At 56.6% G+C, this 14,967-nt stretch carries 12 protein-coding genes; 3 read left to right on the top strand and 9 right to left on the bottom strand.

Features of this window, described 5'->3' with window-relative positions:
* Positions 1–97 precede the first annotated feature (97 nt).
* Positions 98–778 (bottom strand): COG3650 family protein, encoded by a 681-nt coding sequence (locus tag AUC61_RS08205; RefSeq protein ID WP_243245461.1) that lies wholly within the window; start codon positions 776–778, stop codon positions 98–100.
* 61 nt (positions 779–839) lie between these two features.
* Positions 840–1,439: a short chain dehydrogenase gene (locus AUC61_RS08200; RefSeq protein WP_243245460.1), complete on the bottom strand. Its 600-nt coding sequence runs from the start codon at positions 1,437–1,439 to the stop codon at positions 840–842.
* Positions 1,440–1,548: 109 nt separating this feature from the next.
* Here AUC61_RS08200 and AUC61_RS08195 point away from each other — a divergent pair, with 109 nt between their 5' ends.
* Positions 1,549–2,472: a LysR family transcriptional regulator gene (locus AUC61_RS08195; RefSeq protein ID WP_243245459.1), complete on the top strand. Its 924-nt coding sequence runs from the start codon at positions 1,549–1,551 to the stop codon at positions 2,470–2,472.
* A 217-nt stretch (positions 2,473–2,689) separates the two neighbouring features.
* Here AUC61_RS08195 and AUC61_RS08190 read toward each other — a convergent pair whose 3' ends face one another.
* The 5 genes from AUC61_RS08190 to AUC61_RS08170 all read right to left on the bottom strand — a co-directional run bounded on the left by AUC61_RS08190 (position 2,690) and on the right by AUC61_RS08170 (position 7,662).
* Complete coding sequence (locus tag AUC61_RS08190; RefSeq protein ID WP_122666002.1) at positions 2,690–3,391, bottom strand: ABC transporter ATP-binding protein; 702 nt, start codon at positions 3,389–3,391, stop codon at positions 2,690–2,692.
* Complete coding sequence (livG, locus tag AUC61_RS08185) at positions 3,392–4,159, bottom strand: high-affinity branched-chain amino acid ABC transporter ATP-binding protein LivG (RefSeq protein WP_243245458.1); 768 nt, start codon at positions 4,157–4,159, stop codon at positions 3,392–3,394.
* Positions 4,156–5,409 (bottom strand): high-affinity branched-chain amino acid ABC transporter permease LivM, encoded by a 1,254-nt coding sequence (locus AUC61_RS08180; protein WP_243245457.1) that lies wholly within the window; start codon positions 5,407–5,409, stop codon positions 4,156–4,158. Before AUC61_RS08180 ends, livG begins: the two co-directional genes overlap by 4 nt.
* Positions 5,406–6,329 (bottom strand): high-affinity branched-chain amino acid ABC transporter permease LivH, encoded by a 924-nt coding sequence (gene livH / locus AUC61_RS08175; RefSeq protein ID WP_122665999.1) that lies wholly within the window; start codon positions 6,327–6,329, stop codon positions 5,406–5,408. Before livH ends, AUC61_RS08180 begins: the two co-directional genes overlap by 4 nt.
* Positions 6,330–6,537: 208 nt before the next feature.
* The gene (locus tag AUC61_RS08170) at positions 6,538–7,662 is read right to left on the bottom strand and encodes a branched-chain amino acid ABC transporter substrate-binding protein (RefSeq protein WP_122665998.1); all 1,125 of its coding nucleotides are present in this window, start codon (positions 7,660–7,662) and stop codon (positions 6,538–6,540) included.
* 326 nt (positions 7,663–7,988) lie between these two features.
* Here AUC61_RS08170 and AUC61_RS08165 point away from each other — a divergent pair, with 326 nt between their 5' ends.
* Positions 7,989–8,294: a DUF2288 domain-containing protein gene (locus tag AUC61_RS08165; protein WP_243245456.1), complete on the top strand. Its 306-nt coding sequence runs from the start codon at positions 7,989–7,991 to the stop codon at positions 8,292–8,294.
* Between the two features lie 227 nt (positions 8,295–8,521).
* On the opposite strand, the gene AUC61_RS08160 is transcribed toward AUC61_RS08165, so the two are convergent.
* Together AUC61_RS08160 and AUC61_RS08155 are read right to left on the bottom strand one after the other, a co-directional pair.
* The gene (locus AUC61_RS08160; RefSeq protein WP_422765170.1) at positions 8,522–10,591 is read right to left on the bottom strand and encodes a hypothetical protein; all 2,070 of its coding nucleotides are present in this window, start codon (positions 10,589–10,591) and stop codon (positions 8,522–8,524) included.
* 366 nt (positions 10,592–10,957) lie between these two features.
* On the bottom strand, positions 10,958–13,186 hold the full coding sequence (locus tag AUC61_RS08155; RefSeq protein ID WP_243245454.1) for a bifunctional diguanylate cyclase/phosphodiesterase: 2,229 nt from the start codon (positions 13,184–13,186) through the stop codon (positions 10,958–10,960).
* A gap of 285 nt (positions 13,187–13,471) precedes the next feature.
* Here AUC61_RS08155 and AUC61_RS08150 point away from each other — a divergent pair, with 285 nt between their 5' ends.
* The gene (locus AUC61_RS08150) at positions 13,472–14,827 is read left to right on the top strand and encodes a spinster family MFS transporter (protein WP_243245453.1); all 1,356 of its coding nucleotides are present in this window, start codon (positions 13,472–13,474) and stop codon (positions 14,825–14,827) included.
* Positions 14,828–14,967 lie beyond the last annotated feature (140 nt).

Below are 14,967 nucleotides of genomic sequence, written 5' to 3'. Positions count from 1 at the left end.
GGACGCAACCAATACCAGCCGTTACCTTAAAAACGGATATGTACTCAAAACTACTAAATGCCACAATCAATAAAGATGACGCCCATCTGAACCGAGATCAATCATCCCGCGACCCGCCGTAATACCCGCAACCCCGCGCTGTCTCACCGTTGATCCGCAACTCAGCGGTCAAATGCTGCACCGAGCCATCCACGCTATCGACGCAACGCTGCGGCGCAACCCAGAGCTCCATCTTGTTGCCGTTGGCCTCACTGCTGACGCTGAAACGGCCGTCTGGTAGCTGCTCTTCCACATAAGGCACGGCGATGGAGTCTTTGCCCAGACGCTCAATGACCATGCCTTTACCACTGACGTTAACGTTCCATGCCGGTTTGTTACCGTTGACGTGCAGGGTCAGGCGCTTGAAGTTGGGATCTTCACAGGCCTGACCTGCACGCTCAACGCGGTAGACCTGACGCAGGTCCAGCTGGCCGTCGCTGTTGGCTGCATTACTGGCAACGAACACCCCGCGCAGGTCGGCGAAAACCTTGCCGGAACTGTCAGCCAGCGACGTCGCTTCTTGCAGGATGCCGGTGCTGCCGCCGTCCTTGACCACGTAGCGACGCTGCTCATTGCACGGCTGAAACATCAGCTTGCCGCCTTCACCGGTCAGATTGCCCTGCATGCGAATCCAGTTAGCCTTCGAGACAGGGGCTGAAGCGGATTGAGAGCCGAGCATCTGGCATCCAGCGAACAGGGGTAACAGAGCAACGATCAGAGCGGTACGAACAGCAAACATTGAGTGGTCTCCAGGCAAGTGTCGCCACGTTACTCAGCCTGTCGCCCCATCACAAGAGGCATCAACCAACGTGATACGTCTGACCCGTTTGCAGCCCCTCGACACTTTTTGCGTAGGCCAGCGCCACGTCTGCTGCAGGAACCGGCTTGAAGCCCCGGAAATAGGGAGCATAACTGCCCATCGCTTCGACCAGAACGTTAGGGCTTACCGAGTTGACCCGCATGCCGCGTGGCAATTCTATAGCCGCAGCGCGGACGAAAGCGTCGATAGCGCCATTGACCAGGCTGGCGGAAGCACCTGAGCGGATCGGGTCATGGCTGAGGACGCCGGTGGTGAACGTGAAAGACGCACCATCGTTGGCAAAGTCGCGACCGATCAGCAGCAGATTGACTTGCCCCATCAATTTGTCCTGCAAGCCAAGCGCGAAGTCGCTTTCGCTCATTTCGGCCAGTGGTGCGAACTTCACATTACCGGCAGCGCAGACCAATGCATCGAAACGGCCTATCCGTTCGAATAGTTTGCGGATCGAGGCGCTATCACTAATATCCACATGCTCCTCTCCACTGTTACGACCAGCGCGTACGATTTCGTGACGCTGGCTCAGTTCATGGGCAATTGCCGATCCCACAGTACCGCTTGCACCAATCAGTAGAATTTTCACGTCACTGCTCCATGGGTATTCAAGGATGTTGAGTGGGCAGTGTAGGGTGGTTATTTGTGGTCGATAAGAGTGCCAATAGGCAACCTTTGGTTCTCATAGGGAAACAATAGTGAGTGAAATTGATGACCTCGCGGCGTTTGCGGTTTTGATCGACGCAGGCAGTTTTACGTCTGCGGCCGCACGGCTTGGCTGCAGCAAAGGATACTTGTCCAAACGAATCAGTCAGCTGGAGCAGGGCTACGGGGTGATGCTTTTGCATCGCAGTACGCGCAGCCTGAGCCTGACGTCGGCCGGTGCAGCCTTGCTGCCTCAAGGGCAGCAGCTGCTCGCAAGCATGGAGCGGGCACGTAATATCGTTGAGTTGATGCGTGATGACATGGTGGGGCAAGTGCGTGTCACGGCACCCGTGTCTCTGGGGGAAACATTTTTTGAAGGCTTGTTGATGGAGTTTTCTGCCCAGTACCCGCAAGTAAAAGTCGAGCTCGAACTCAATAATGCCTTTCGTGACCTGCGCCGGGATGGTTTTGACCTGGCTATACGCTCTCATGTGGCCAGTGATGAACGTCTCGTCGCCAAGCCCTTGCTCGCCATGCAGGAGTTGACGTGTGCCAGCAGTGCATATTTGCAATTGCACGGCCAGCCGAAAACGCCTCATGAACTGCTCGCCCATAGCTGTCTGCTCAACAGTCATTACAGCGGCCGCAATGAGTGGCTTTATCACCAGAACCACGAACTGACCCGGGTTCAGGTCAACGGTACGTTTGCCAGTAACCACTACGGGCTGCTGAAAAAGGCAGCGCTGGTCGGTGCCGGGATCGCCCGATTACCGTCGTACATGGTGCACGCTGAAATCAATGACGGCCGCCTGCACTGGCTGTTCCGCGATTACCAGACCAGTATTTCGCCGCTGTTTCTGGTCCATCCGTATGAGGGGGAATTGCCCAAACGAATGCAGGTGCTGGCTGATTATTTGTTGGGCTGGTTTCAACGCAGCAGCGCGGCGCTGGAGCGGTTGGGCGTGAGAGAAGAGTAGGGGATCGTCCTGTATGAGATTGCGCTGTGACACTGACACCGTGCTGTCTCGCGGCAAACACTGATCTGTAGGAGCGCACGAGCACCGCGAGGCCGCGATAGCGATGCGTCAGACAGGACGCTATCGCTGCCTCGCGTTCCTCGTCAGCTACAGGTCCTTTGCAGGCTGTGCTCAAAAAGAAACGGCCCGCAGGCCGTTTTTTTATTGCAGCGATGCATCAACCACCCAAATAGGCATCACGCACTTTCGGGTCTACCAGCAGCTCTTCACCAGTGCCTTGCATGACCACGCGACCGTTTTCCAGCACGTAGGCACGATCAGCGATCTTCAATGCCTGGTTGGCGTTCTGCTCAACCAGAAACACCGTCACGCCATCACGGCGCAGTTGTTCGACGATCTCGAAAATCTGCTGAATGATGATCGGCGCCAGACCCAGCGAGGGTTCGTCCAGCAACAACAGCTTGGGTTTGCTCATCAGCGCACGGCCGATGGCGAGCATTTGCTGTTCACCACCGGACATGGTGCCGCCGCGTTGATTGAAGCGTTCCTTGAGGCGTGGGAACAAGTGCAGGACTTTATCCATCTGCTCCTGATAATCACCTTTCTCAGTGAAGAAGCCGCCCATGGCGAGGTTTTCCTCCACTGTCAGGCGGGCAAACACCCGACGGCCTTCAGGTACCACGGCGATGCTTTTACGCATGATCACCGAGGAGTCCAGCCCGACCAGTTCTTCGCCCATGTAACGAATGCTGCCGCTGTGGGCACGTGGTGAGCCGCACAGGGTCATCAGCAGCGTGGACTTACCGGCGCCGTTGGCACCGATCAGCGTCACGATTTCGCCTTGGCGCACATCAATGTTGATGCTGTGCAGTGCCTGGATCTTGCCGTAGAAGGTGGAAACGTTTTCGAATTGCAGCATTTACGCTTCCCCCAGGTAGGCTTTGATCACTTCAGGATTGTCACGGATCTGTTCCGGTGTGCCGTCAGCCAGCGGTGTGCCCTGATTGATCACCACGATGTGGTCGGAAATGCTCATGACCAGCTTCATGTCGTGCTCGATCAGCAGCACGGTGGCGTTGTGTTCGTTACGCAGCACGCCGATCAACGCTTTGAGGTCTTCGGTTTCTTTCGGGTTCAGGCCCGCAGCAGGCTCGTCGAGCATCAGGATGCGCGGTCGCGTCATCATGCAGCGGGCGATTTCCAGTCGGCGTTGCTGACCGTAGGCGAGGGTGCCTGCGGTCCGGTTGGCGAACTCCTTGAGGTTGACCGCTTCAAGCCAGTGCGCGGCGTACTCCATTGCCTCTTGCTCACTGCGACGGAACGCCGGAGTGCGGAACAGGCCGGACAGGAAGTTAGTGTTCAGGTGACGGTGCTGGGCGACCAACAGGTTTTCCAGAGCCGTCATTTCCTTGAACAGCCGCACGTTCTGAAAGGTTCTCACGACGCCTTTGCGGGCAATCTGGTGGCCGGCCAGCCCTTGAATGGCTTCGCCGTCCAGCAGGATTGTGCCCGCCGTAGGCTTGTAGAAACCGGTCAGGCAGTTGAAGACCGTGGTCTTGCCTGCGCCATTGGGGCCGATCATCGACACGACTTGTTTCTCATTGACGGTCAGGCCTACGCCATTGACCGCCAGCAGCCCGCCAAAACGCATGCTCAGGCCGCTGACTTCAAGAATGGGGCGGCTCATTTGCGCAACTCCATGTGTGGGCGTTGCATCGGCAGGAAACCTTGAGGACGCCAGATCATCATCAGCACCATCAGGGCGCCGAACATCAACATGCGGTAATCGCTGAATTCACGCATCAATTCAGGGAGGAGGATCATCACGATAGCGGCCAGGATTACCCCCAGTTGGGAGCCCATGCCACCCAGCACGACGATGGCGAGGATAATCGCCGACTCGATGAACGTGAATGACTCGGGTGTTACCAGACCTTGGCGAGCGGCGAAGAAGCTGCCAGCGAAGCCGGCGAACGAGGCGCCCAGAGTAAACGCCGACAGCTTGATGACGGTCGGATTCAGGCCCAGCGCACGACAGGCAATTTCGTCTTCGCGCAGTGCTTCCCAGGCTCGGCCTATAGGCATACGCAACAAGCGATTGATAACGAACAGAGCCGCCAGTGCCAGCAGCAGAGCAATCAGGTAAAGGAAGATCACCTTGCTGATCGGGTTGTAGTCCAGCCCGAAATATTGGTGGAAGGTTTGCGCACCCTCAGCTGCACGGCGCTCGAAGCTCAGACCGAACAGCGTCGGCTTATCGATGTTGCTGATGCCGTTGGGACCGCCGGTGATATCCGTCATGTTACGCAGGAAAATCCGGATGATTTCGCCAAAACCTAACGTCACGATCGCCAGATAGTCGCCGCGCAGACGTAATACCGGGAAGCCCAGCAGGAAGCCGAAAAGCGCTGCCAGCAAGCCGGTCAGTGGCAGGGCCTCCCAGAAGCTCAGGCCAAAGTAGTGCGAGAGCAGGGCGTAGCCGTAGGCGCCAACGGCATAGAAACCGACGTAGCCCAGGTCCAGCAGGCCCGCCAGGCCAACCACGATGTTCAAGCCCAGGCCCAGCATGACGTAGATCAGGATCAACGTGGCAATGTCTACAGCGCCGCGCGAGCCAAAAAATGGCCAGATGAATGCCAGCACGATCAGGGCTATCAGGCCCCAGCGTTGGGTTTTCGGCTGAGTCAGGAAATCACTGGTTTTTTGCGAAACCAGTGGCTTGCGTGTGCCGCTGCGCATGCCGCTGATTTTTTCCGCGAAAAGCACACGCAAGAACATCAGTACCGAGCAGAGAGCGATGATTGTCAGGGTCATCGAGCTAGCGTTCTGCACTTGCAGCGTGACACCGGAAAAGGCCAGTTTCAGGCCCAGCACCGGATAGGCAACAGCCCACACCAGCGCGGCGCTGAACAGCGCCTGTTTGAGAGACTTGCTCATACTTTCTCAACCTCTGGACGGCCCAAAATACCGGTCGGCCGGAACAGCAGCACGAGCACCAGAAGACCAAAGGCCACGACGTCCTTGTATTGATCGCCGAAGATATCGGCGCCGAAGGCTTCTGCGACACCCAGCACCAGGCCACCTAACATGGCGCCCGGAATCGAGCCGATACCGCCCAATACGGCGGCAGTAAATGCCTTGAGGCCTACCAGGAAACCTGCGCTCGGATTGATCACGCCGTACTGCATGCTCAACAGCACCGCAGCGATGGCAGCCAGAGCCGCACCCACAACGAAGGTCAGGGCGATGATGGTGTTTGTGTTGATGCCCAACAAATTGGCCATCTTCATGTCCTCGGCGCAGGCGCGGCAGGCGCGGCCCATTCGCGAACGGGAAATGAACAGGGTCAGGCCGGTCATCGCCAGCAAGGTGACGACAAATACCACCACCTGCATGTAAGAGATGAGCACTTCTTCTGCACCGCCAGGGCCGAAGGAGAAGCTGCCGGGGAGCAGATTGGGAATGGCAAAGTTGCCAGAGCCCTGGGATAGCTGAACTGCGTTCTGCAGAAAGATCGACATGCCGATTGCAGAAATCAGTGGAATCAGACGATTGCTGTTACGCAAGGGACGGTACGCAAGGCGCTCAATGCTGTACCCGTAAGCGCTGGTGACGATGATCGTCGCGGCAAAGGCCACGATCATTAACAGCGGCAGGCTGTGGATACCCATCATGGCCAGACCGGCCAGGGCCATGAAGGCAACATAGGAACCAATCATGTAAACCTCGCCGTGGGCGAAGTTGATCATTCCGATGATGCCGTACACCATCGTGTAGCCGATGGCGATCAATGCATACGTACTGCCAATGGTCAGGCCATTGACCAGTTGTTGCATGTAGTGGAATAACTCGGGCATTTACCGCGCTCCTAAAAACCTGTTCTGCATGCTCTGGCCTGCGCAGGGCTCGCATTCTCTGATGCGTTGCCGATGGCGCGCCAACGAACCGCTGGTAACGGTTTTAAGATTTTCAGGAGGTCTCATCGCCGGATCACGGGACGGGACCTTCATTCGTAAAACAAAGCCCACTGCAGATGCAGTGGGCTTCGGTGTCAACGCAAGCAGCTTACTTGGTGGCTTCGGTCTTCGGCTTGCCGAAGTGCCACTCGTAGACCACGAACTGGAAGTTCTTCAGGTCGCCCTTGGCGTCGTAGCTCAGTTCGCCCATTGGCGTCTTGAATGTGCCGGCATGGATGGCGGCTGCCACCTTGTCGGTGTCTTCGGACTTCGCGGCAGCGATACCGTCAGCCACAACCTGAACGGCAGAGTAGGACGGGTACACGAACGGGCCGCTCGGGTCCTGTTTCTTGTCCTGGAATGCCTTGGTCAGAGCCTGGTTGGCCGGATCCTGGTCGAAGGATTTCGGCAGGGTCACCAGCAGGCCTTCGGAAGCATCGCCAGCAATTTGCGAGATCGAGTCGTTGCCGACGCCTTCAGGACCCATGAAGCGGGCTTTCAGGCCTTTTTCCTTGGACTGACGCAGGATCTGACCCAGTTCCGGGTGGTAGCCGCCGTAGTACACGAAATCAACATTGGCTTGCTTGAGTTTGGCGATCAGCGAAGAGAAGTCTTTGTCGCCCGGGTTGATGCCCTCGAAGACGGCGACTTTCACGCCCTTGCCTTCAAGAGTGGTTTTCACCGCCGATGCAATGCCTTCCCCGTACTGCTGCTTGTCGTGAATGACCGCGACGGTTTTAGGCTTGACCACGTCGGCAATATAGTTGCCTGCGGCGGGGCCTTGAGCGCTGTCCAGACCGATGGTGCGGAACACCATTTTGTATCCGCGAGCGGTGATTTCCGGGCTGGTAGCGGCCGGGGTAACCATGATGATGCCTTCGTCTTCATAGACGTCGGATGCAGGCTGAGCGGAGCTGGAGCACAGGTGACCGATCACGAACTTGACGTTGTCGTTGACCACTTTGTTGGCCACTGCAACGGCTTGCTTGGGTTCGCATACGTCATCGTATTCAACGGCTTCGAGCATCTTGCCGTTGACGCCGCCTTTGGCGTTGATCTGTTCGATGGCCATTTTGGCGCCGTTGAACTGCATGGTGCCGTATTCAGCGACCGGGCCGGTTTTAGGACCTGCGATGCCGATCTTGATGGTGTCTGCTGCGAACGAATGGCTGGCAACCCCCGCCATAACCAATGCGGCAAACAGCTTGGAAAGCTTCTTGGTACCCTTAGTCATGATGCTCCACTCTTGTGTTTTAATTTTTATAATCCTGATGCCTAGGCAGCGGGACCGGATTTTAAACACCGATCATCCCCCCGGCAAACTGTACCGGAACAGTTTAGAGCGCCGGTCAATAGCTTGAATAGCTAACTGCAGGGGGCAAAATCGATCAATGTCGCTTAATTGAAAGAAAGATACAGAATCACGCGGTTCGACCTGTCCAATCGACCTCTAAACCCCTGGTTTTGCTGATCTTCCCTGCAATCAATTACTTGTATCTGGGTTTGTCTCGAGCCGACTCGGCGCTATCATTCGCGTCGATTTTCTTTTCGGTGAAACCCATGAGTGAAGAACCAAGCACCCTCTATGCCAAATTGCTCGGCGAGACGGCATCAATTACCTGGACGGAGCTGCAACCGTTCTTCGCCCGCGGTGCCCTGTTGTGGGTCGAGCCTTCTCTGGATTTGATTGAAGTCGCGCAGGCCGTTGCCCAGAACGAAGCCGATAAGGTCAGCGCATGGCTCGCCAGTGGACAGGTGGGGAAGGTGGCTGAAGCCATGGCGCTAGAGCTTGTGGAGCGCGATCCGGTACTGTGGGCAGTCGTAGTGGCACCTTGGGTATTGGTCCAGGATAGAGCGCCTGCTTAGTTAGTGATCTTTTTTGGTGCGTATTGCGGGGTTCAAGTGGGAAGTCTGGTAACTGCGCAGGGCACCGGGTAGAGAAATATCACACCGGCGCCGTGCTTTATTGTAGGAGCTGCCGAAGGCTGCGAAGCGTTCATCCTGACATAACACTATCGCAGCCTTCGGCAGCTCCTACAGGTCGAGCATTGGCTGCTACACGGCGTTGCTCATGCCGAATAGCAGTAACAGCCTTACTTAACCCCGTAATCCGTCTTGCCCGTATGTTGGTTCAGGGAGATAACCCGGGTCTTGCCTATGCGATGACGGTAGATCTCACGCAGGTATTTGACGGCCTTCTTCACGCTCTCGCGGGAAATGCGGATGTCATTGATCGAGACAAACTTGGATTTGTCTTCAATCAACTCGCGATACTTCTTCTCGTACATCGGCTTGATGGCATACCAGTTGGTATCGAGGATTTTCGCCGGGTTTTCGTACTCGTTCAGCAACTCATCAATGCGGTCCTCATCGAACTCTTCGCTGACGATGAAATCCAGAATCGCGTTGTCCAGCGTATCGTCGAAACGGTACTGGTTTTTCGCGAAGCAGCGTTTGATGAAGGCGACGATCAAGGTCAGGAAGTCATCCGACAAACACGGACTTTTCGCGATCAGGGTGGTCAGCGAAAGGTTGGCCGACGCACCGATTACCAAGGCGTAACGCTTGAGCGTCGTGTTCGGAAACAGACTGTTCAAGTGCGTCTTGAGACGATTGAGGTCCATGTAGGACAGCTTGTAGTCCTTTGGCAGCGAAACGATGGACACCACCGACGAGCAGTTCTTGAAGAAGTGCAGGTCATGCAGGGCCGCAGCATCGTAGCCAGAGGTCTTGTATTGATCGAGTGCGGCGCGATAGCGCTTGGATTCGATCGGCAGCAGGCTGATGCCTTCAATGGCCTGAGTTACTTTATTGAAGTGCGGCAGGTCAATGGAGCGGAAGAACAGGTCGTCGATGTTCAGGCGCGGCGGCTCTTTCTCGAACACCTTGAACTTGTCCGAGCCGGGAGCCGGGCTTTCCGGCACCACGGATTCGGCGTAGGCAATCGCCACCGGACCGGCCAGGCTCATGAACAGGTCGTTGGCATCCAGGCGAATGGTCTCGCCGATATCAATGCCTGCACGGCGGAAGTAGTTCTGATCGTAGTCAGTCGTCACCGCTTGAGCAGTGAGAATGTTGAAGATCTGCTGCGAGATGTACTGGTTGGCGTGGCGCTCCATGGCGTTCACGTCGATGTTCTCGATGTTGCCGTCATCGCTGGCTTCGGCGTAGCGCATGATGTCGTTGGAGATCAGCATCATGGCATTCCATGGGCGGATACGGCCCATAACGCTGGCTTCGCTGCTGTCTTCGTTCTCGAAGTTGTACGAGAAGTCCCATTCTTCAGACAGGTACTTGCACAGCAAGCGCCCGGCGTTGATGTGCAGGGCTTCAGACATTTCGCTGCGATGATCGGAAATGTTCGGCAGTACGCAAATGCCGCTGGTGAAGATAGGCTCGAACACAAAAGACCGGCCACGCTTGCTGTCGTTTTCGTCAGTCGGCTTGGTGTCGAAAGTTTTGTTCATGTACGAGAACTGTTGCGCCAGACCGAACTCCGAGGCCATGCCCGAGCCCGTACCGCCGCCTGCGCTGAAAATGTAGAAATACAGGCGCGACTGATTGGCCTTGATGCCGCATGAGTCGATCAGGTAGGAGTGAATCAGCTTCCAGTCAGCGCTGGAGAAGTGGTTGGTGTCCTTGTTCAGGATGATCTTGGCCAGATACTGACCGAGGATCGGGGCGTTGCCCGCACCACCGGCATGGACTTCAGACAAGTCCATGATCTTCATTTTGCTGTAGTCGTTGATGAAGCCGCTTTTCTCGCCTTTGCGGGAGAAGCGGATGCGACCGGCAATGTCTTTATCCAGGTCGCCGAGCATGACCAGCGGCTCGACCAGGAACACAGGTTTGCTGGCCTTGTTCTGCACCAGTCGCAGGTTATTGCGAATCCAGCGGCCTGGGCTGTAGCGTTTGTCTTCGCTCAGACGATCTTCGTTTTCAAACTGGTTGAGGTAAAACTTGCGGGCGTTGTAAACCAGTTCAGCGACGTCCAGCGCAATGTTGGAGCCGCAGCGACCCAGACCGATCAGGCAAACAGACGGGAACTGCTGCTCGCTGCGCAGGACGTTATCTTCGATGTGAACGGATTGCGGGAAGACGGTATCGCGCAGACCATCGAGGTTATCCAGGATGCGGTCGGTGTCGGTTTCGGTGAAATACATGTACTGCTGGGCGGGTATCGGCTTTGGTCGATAGTAGGTGCTGGGGAGGCCAGCGGCCTTCTCGGCAACGGCTGCATTCAATGGTCCGGATATCGCACCAGCAGAATCATTTTTATTGGTCATCGTGCGCCATTTGCCTGAGGGAGGCGGCGATGCAGTGGCTGTCATCGCGCCATCACGGAAAGAGAAATTACGACTTTACAGTGCGCTTATTTCTGCGGCGATAGGGGGAACCCCTATGCATGAGAAGGGCACTTTCTGTCTGGTCCAGCCAATGAATCGGCGGGTGCACGCAAAGCTTTAATATTTTCAGTGGTCAGGTTGAACCGCGGCTTTGTATAGCTGTCAGGGCCCCGTGCGCTGGTTTCAGCCCACAGGCCCATGGCTCCATTTTTCCGTTGCGGGGGCGTGCGCGATGGCCTTGGCGACGCTGGCTGTTTTACGCTGGTTGAGTTTCTGCACCAGCGGCAACAGTTGATCCAGAGGTTGCGGCCTGCTGATCAGATAGCCCTGAATGTAGTCGGAGTTGTACTTGCTGAGAAACTCCTTCTGTTGCGCGGTTTCAACGCCCTCTGTGACGACTTTCAGTCGCAAGGTATGGGCCATGACGATGATCGCCTGGACGATCTCCATGTCCTGAGCGGATCCGGGAATGTCGACGATGAAGGAACGATCAATCTTGACCGTGTCCAGAGGCAGGCTTTTGAGGTAGGCCAGAGAGGAGTAGCCGGTGCCGAAGTCGTCGATGGAAAGCGAAACACCCAGGCAGCGGATCTGTTTGAGCAGGCCGATGGTGTTGCTGATGTTGCCCATCAGGGCATTTTCGGTGACTTCCAGCTCCAGCCGCCGGGCGGGAACGTTGGCCTGTCTCAAGGCGCGCTGAATGTCGTCGATCAGGTTATCGCGAGTCAGGTTCAGCGCCGAGCAGTTGACCGCGATGATCAAGTCCTCCAGGCCATTGCCACTCAAACGGCCCAGATCCTGGCATGCGCGTCGCAATACCCAGTTATCAAGGTCGGCAATCAAGCCGTTGGTTTCCGCTATTTCAATAAAGCGATCCGGCGTCAATAAACCATGTTGCGGGTGCTGCCAGCGCACCAGAGCTTCGAGCTTGGCCACGTGCCCGGTACTCAGGTCAACGATTGGCTGGTAATAAACCTGCAGGCCGTTTTCTTCCAGCAGCGCGTTGCGCAGCTCTTCTTCCAGTTGCAGCTCCAGGCTGGCCTTGGTCTTGAGGTTGGGGCTGAAAAAGTGCAGCCGGTTGCGGCCGTTGCCTTTTGATTGATAGAGCGCAAGGTCAGCGTGCTTGAGCAGTTCATCGCAGGTCTGACCATCTTGCGGGAAGATGCTGATGCCGATACTGGTGGTCATGACCATGTGCCGACCGGCCAGAGCGATGGGTTCTTTCATCTTCTGCATGACACGCCCAGCCAGTTGCTCGGCTTCTTCATAGTTGTGCAGGCCGATGAGAATGCAGAATTCATCGCCGCCGAACCGGGACACCACGTCGTCGCCTCGGGTCGCGCTGCGAATCCGCTCGGCAATCGCTTTGAGCAGGTCATCCCCAGCGTCATGGCCCAGGCTGTCATTGATGCGCTTGAAGTGGTCGATGTCGAGGAACATTACCGCGAGCATGCCGCCGTTTGCGCCGTGCTCGCTCAGTTTCTCGGCGAAGGTCTGATTGAAACCGCGCCGGTTGAGCAGGTTGGTCAACGGGTCGTAATGCGCAACTTGTTGCAAGGACATCCGCGCCTGATCCAGCTGGCTGAGCAGGGCATTCACGCGGCGCAAGTCGTGCTCTTTGCTTTGCAGCTTCTTGTCGGCCATGGAGGCGCTCAGGCTGCCTGCGATGATCAGCAGGGCAATGATCGCGATGGTCAGGCCGAGCTGCATCGCGTTCTCCGGTGCCGCCGACTCGAGTGGGACATTTTCCGGAATCACCAGATTCAGGGACCACATGCCAATCATGTGGGTGCCCAGCAAGCCTGCACCCAGCAGCATGCTGGCGCCGTATTTGAGCATCTGGTGGAAGGTGCCACTGCCTTGCCGCAAATAGCCGGGCATTAACAGGAATACGGCACCGCAGAGAACGGCCATCAGTATTGAGAGCCCGAACGGGCCGGGCTGGTAGTACTGAATGGCGGACGAGCGTAATGCCGACATGCCCACGTAATGCATGACCACCACGCCGAGACCGATGCCGATTGCGCTTAGCAGCCATTGCCCCGGGCCGAGTACTTCCTGGCTAATGGCCTTGATCGCGAACGCGCCTGCAATAGCTGCGATAAACAGAGAAGCAATCGTAGTGGGCAGGTCGTAGCTGACCTTCATCGGCGTTTCAAAGGCGAGCATGCCAATGAAGTGCATAGCCCATGCTCCACCCGCGAGGCACAGGGCACCGAGCACTTGCCAGCGTTGCCGACTTTGGTGATTTTCTGAATGGATGATGCGTTCGCCGATATCCAGCGTCGCCAGGCATGCCGCTGAAATGACGCCGAACGACAGCGCCATGAGAAACAGGTTGTGGGTACAGTCCAGCAGCAGCATCCCGTCGTGGGATTGCCCGGACATCAGATACAAACCAAGCCATTCCATAGCGGGCCCCATATATTCAATGCCAGGGTCGCCAGAGTCCAAAAGTGGTGGCGAGTCGCTGTCAGTATAGAAGTTGATACAAACGTGCCAATAGCAAAGGGTTGAGGGGTCCAATCAATTTGGAATTAACCAAATAGCGAATGGTTATAAGCGTCGGCTCCTGTGGCCATGCCGGACCATTCCCTTTGCGAATGTTCACAGACAGTTAATGAAAGGCCACCTAGATTAAGTAGCGTTTTCCTCTGCCCGCTACGCTGCGTATAACAATAAAAAGGGAGCTTCATTATGCAAGGCACCCCACAGCCTTTATCCCCACAGGCGTCCAACGCCTGGCGTGTTCTGTTTTTACTGTTCCTGGCCAATCTGTTCAATTTTTTCGACCGCACGATCCCGGCAATCATCATTGAGCCCATTCGCATGGAATGGCATTTGAGTGACTTCCAGCTGGGCATCATCGGTACCGCGTTCACGCTGGTCTATGCCATTGCAGGTCTGCCATTGGGGCGTATGGCCGATAACGGCTCGCGCAAGAAAATCATGGGTTGGGGGCTGGCCGTGTGGAGTGGGCTGACGGCCGTTAATGGTCTGGCAGGCAGCTTCTGGACATTTCTATTGGTGCGCATGGGGGTGGGCATTGGGGAGGCCAGCTATGCGCCCGCAGCCAATTCACTGATCGGCGACCTGTTTCCTGCTCACCGGCGTGCGCGCGCGATGGGAATTTTCATGCTGGGGCTGCCGCTCGGGTTGTTGCTGGCATTCTTTACCATCGGCGCGATGGTCAAGGCGTTCGACAGTTGGCGTGCGCCGTTTTTTATCGCCGCTGTTCCGGGGCTGGTGCTGGCGTTGTTCATGTTCTTCATTCGTGAACCCAAGCGGGGCGCGGCAGAAAGTGTGCGGATGTCCGAGGAAAAGATCGAAAAGCCTATCCGTCGCGTACTTTCGATCCCGACGTTTGGTTGGCTGGTGCTGGCCGGGCTGACGTTTAACTTCGCTACTTATGCCTGTAACTCGTTCATGGTGCCGATGCTGCAGCGCTATTTCCTGTTGCCCTTACAGGGAGCTGCGGTGGCGACCGGCATTATTGTCGGCGTAACGGGGTTGATCGGGCTGACGCTGGGCGGCTGGGTGGCCGACAAGTTACATCAGCGTTTTGCCAACGGCCGGTTGTTGTTCGCTGCTGGCAGCATGTTGATTGCAACCGTTGCGACAGGGTATGCCCTGCACGCGGGGCGCATTGAGATCGGTGTATTTGTCGCAGTGTTCAGTCTGGGTTGGCTGTTTGCTTACAACTTCTATACCTGCGTCTATACCGCGATTCAGGACGTGGTCGAGCCTCGCTTGCGTGCTACGGCGATGGCGTTGTTCTTCGCGGGTCTTTATCTGTTGGGCGGCGGGCTGGGGCCGGTGGTAGTCGGCTTGCTATCAGATCACTTTGCCCATTCGGCCATGGCGGCTGCCGGGGCTGAACAGATGAGCGAGGTCTACAAGGCGGTAGGGCTGCATGACGCGATGTACCTGATCCCGGTGGCGCTGTTCATGACGCTGGTGTTTCTGTATCTGGCTTCGCGGTGTTTCAGTCGGGACGCGGCGCGGATGAAGGCAGGGATGGTGGCTGATGAGCCGGTGGTTGCGGTAGCTTGAAATCTAGAATGCGTAGCCGCTACTGGATTGAAATTCAATTCCTGTAGGAGCTGCCGAAGGCTGCGAAGCTTTTTATCCTGATACACCGCGATCGCAGCCTTCGGCAGCTCCTACAGGTCCCATGTTTGCCGCGAGACAGT

It is taken from the genome of Pseudomonas maioricensis, assembly GCF_022790535.1.
GTDB classification, from domain to species: Bacteria; Pseudomonadota; Gammaproteobacteria; order Pseudomonadales; family Pseudomonadaceae; genus Aquipseudomonas; species Aquipseudomonas maioricensis.
Note: the sequence above shows the minus strand (reverse complement) of the source record. Positions and strands in the feature narration are given on the sequence as shown.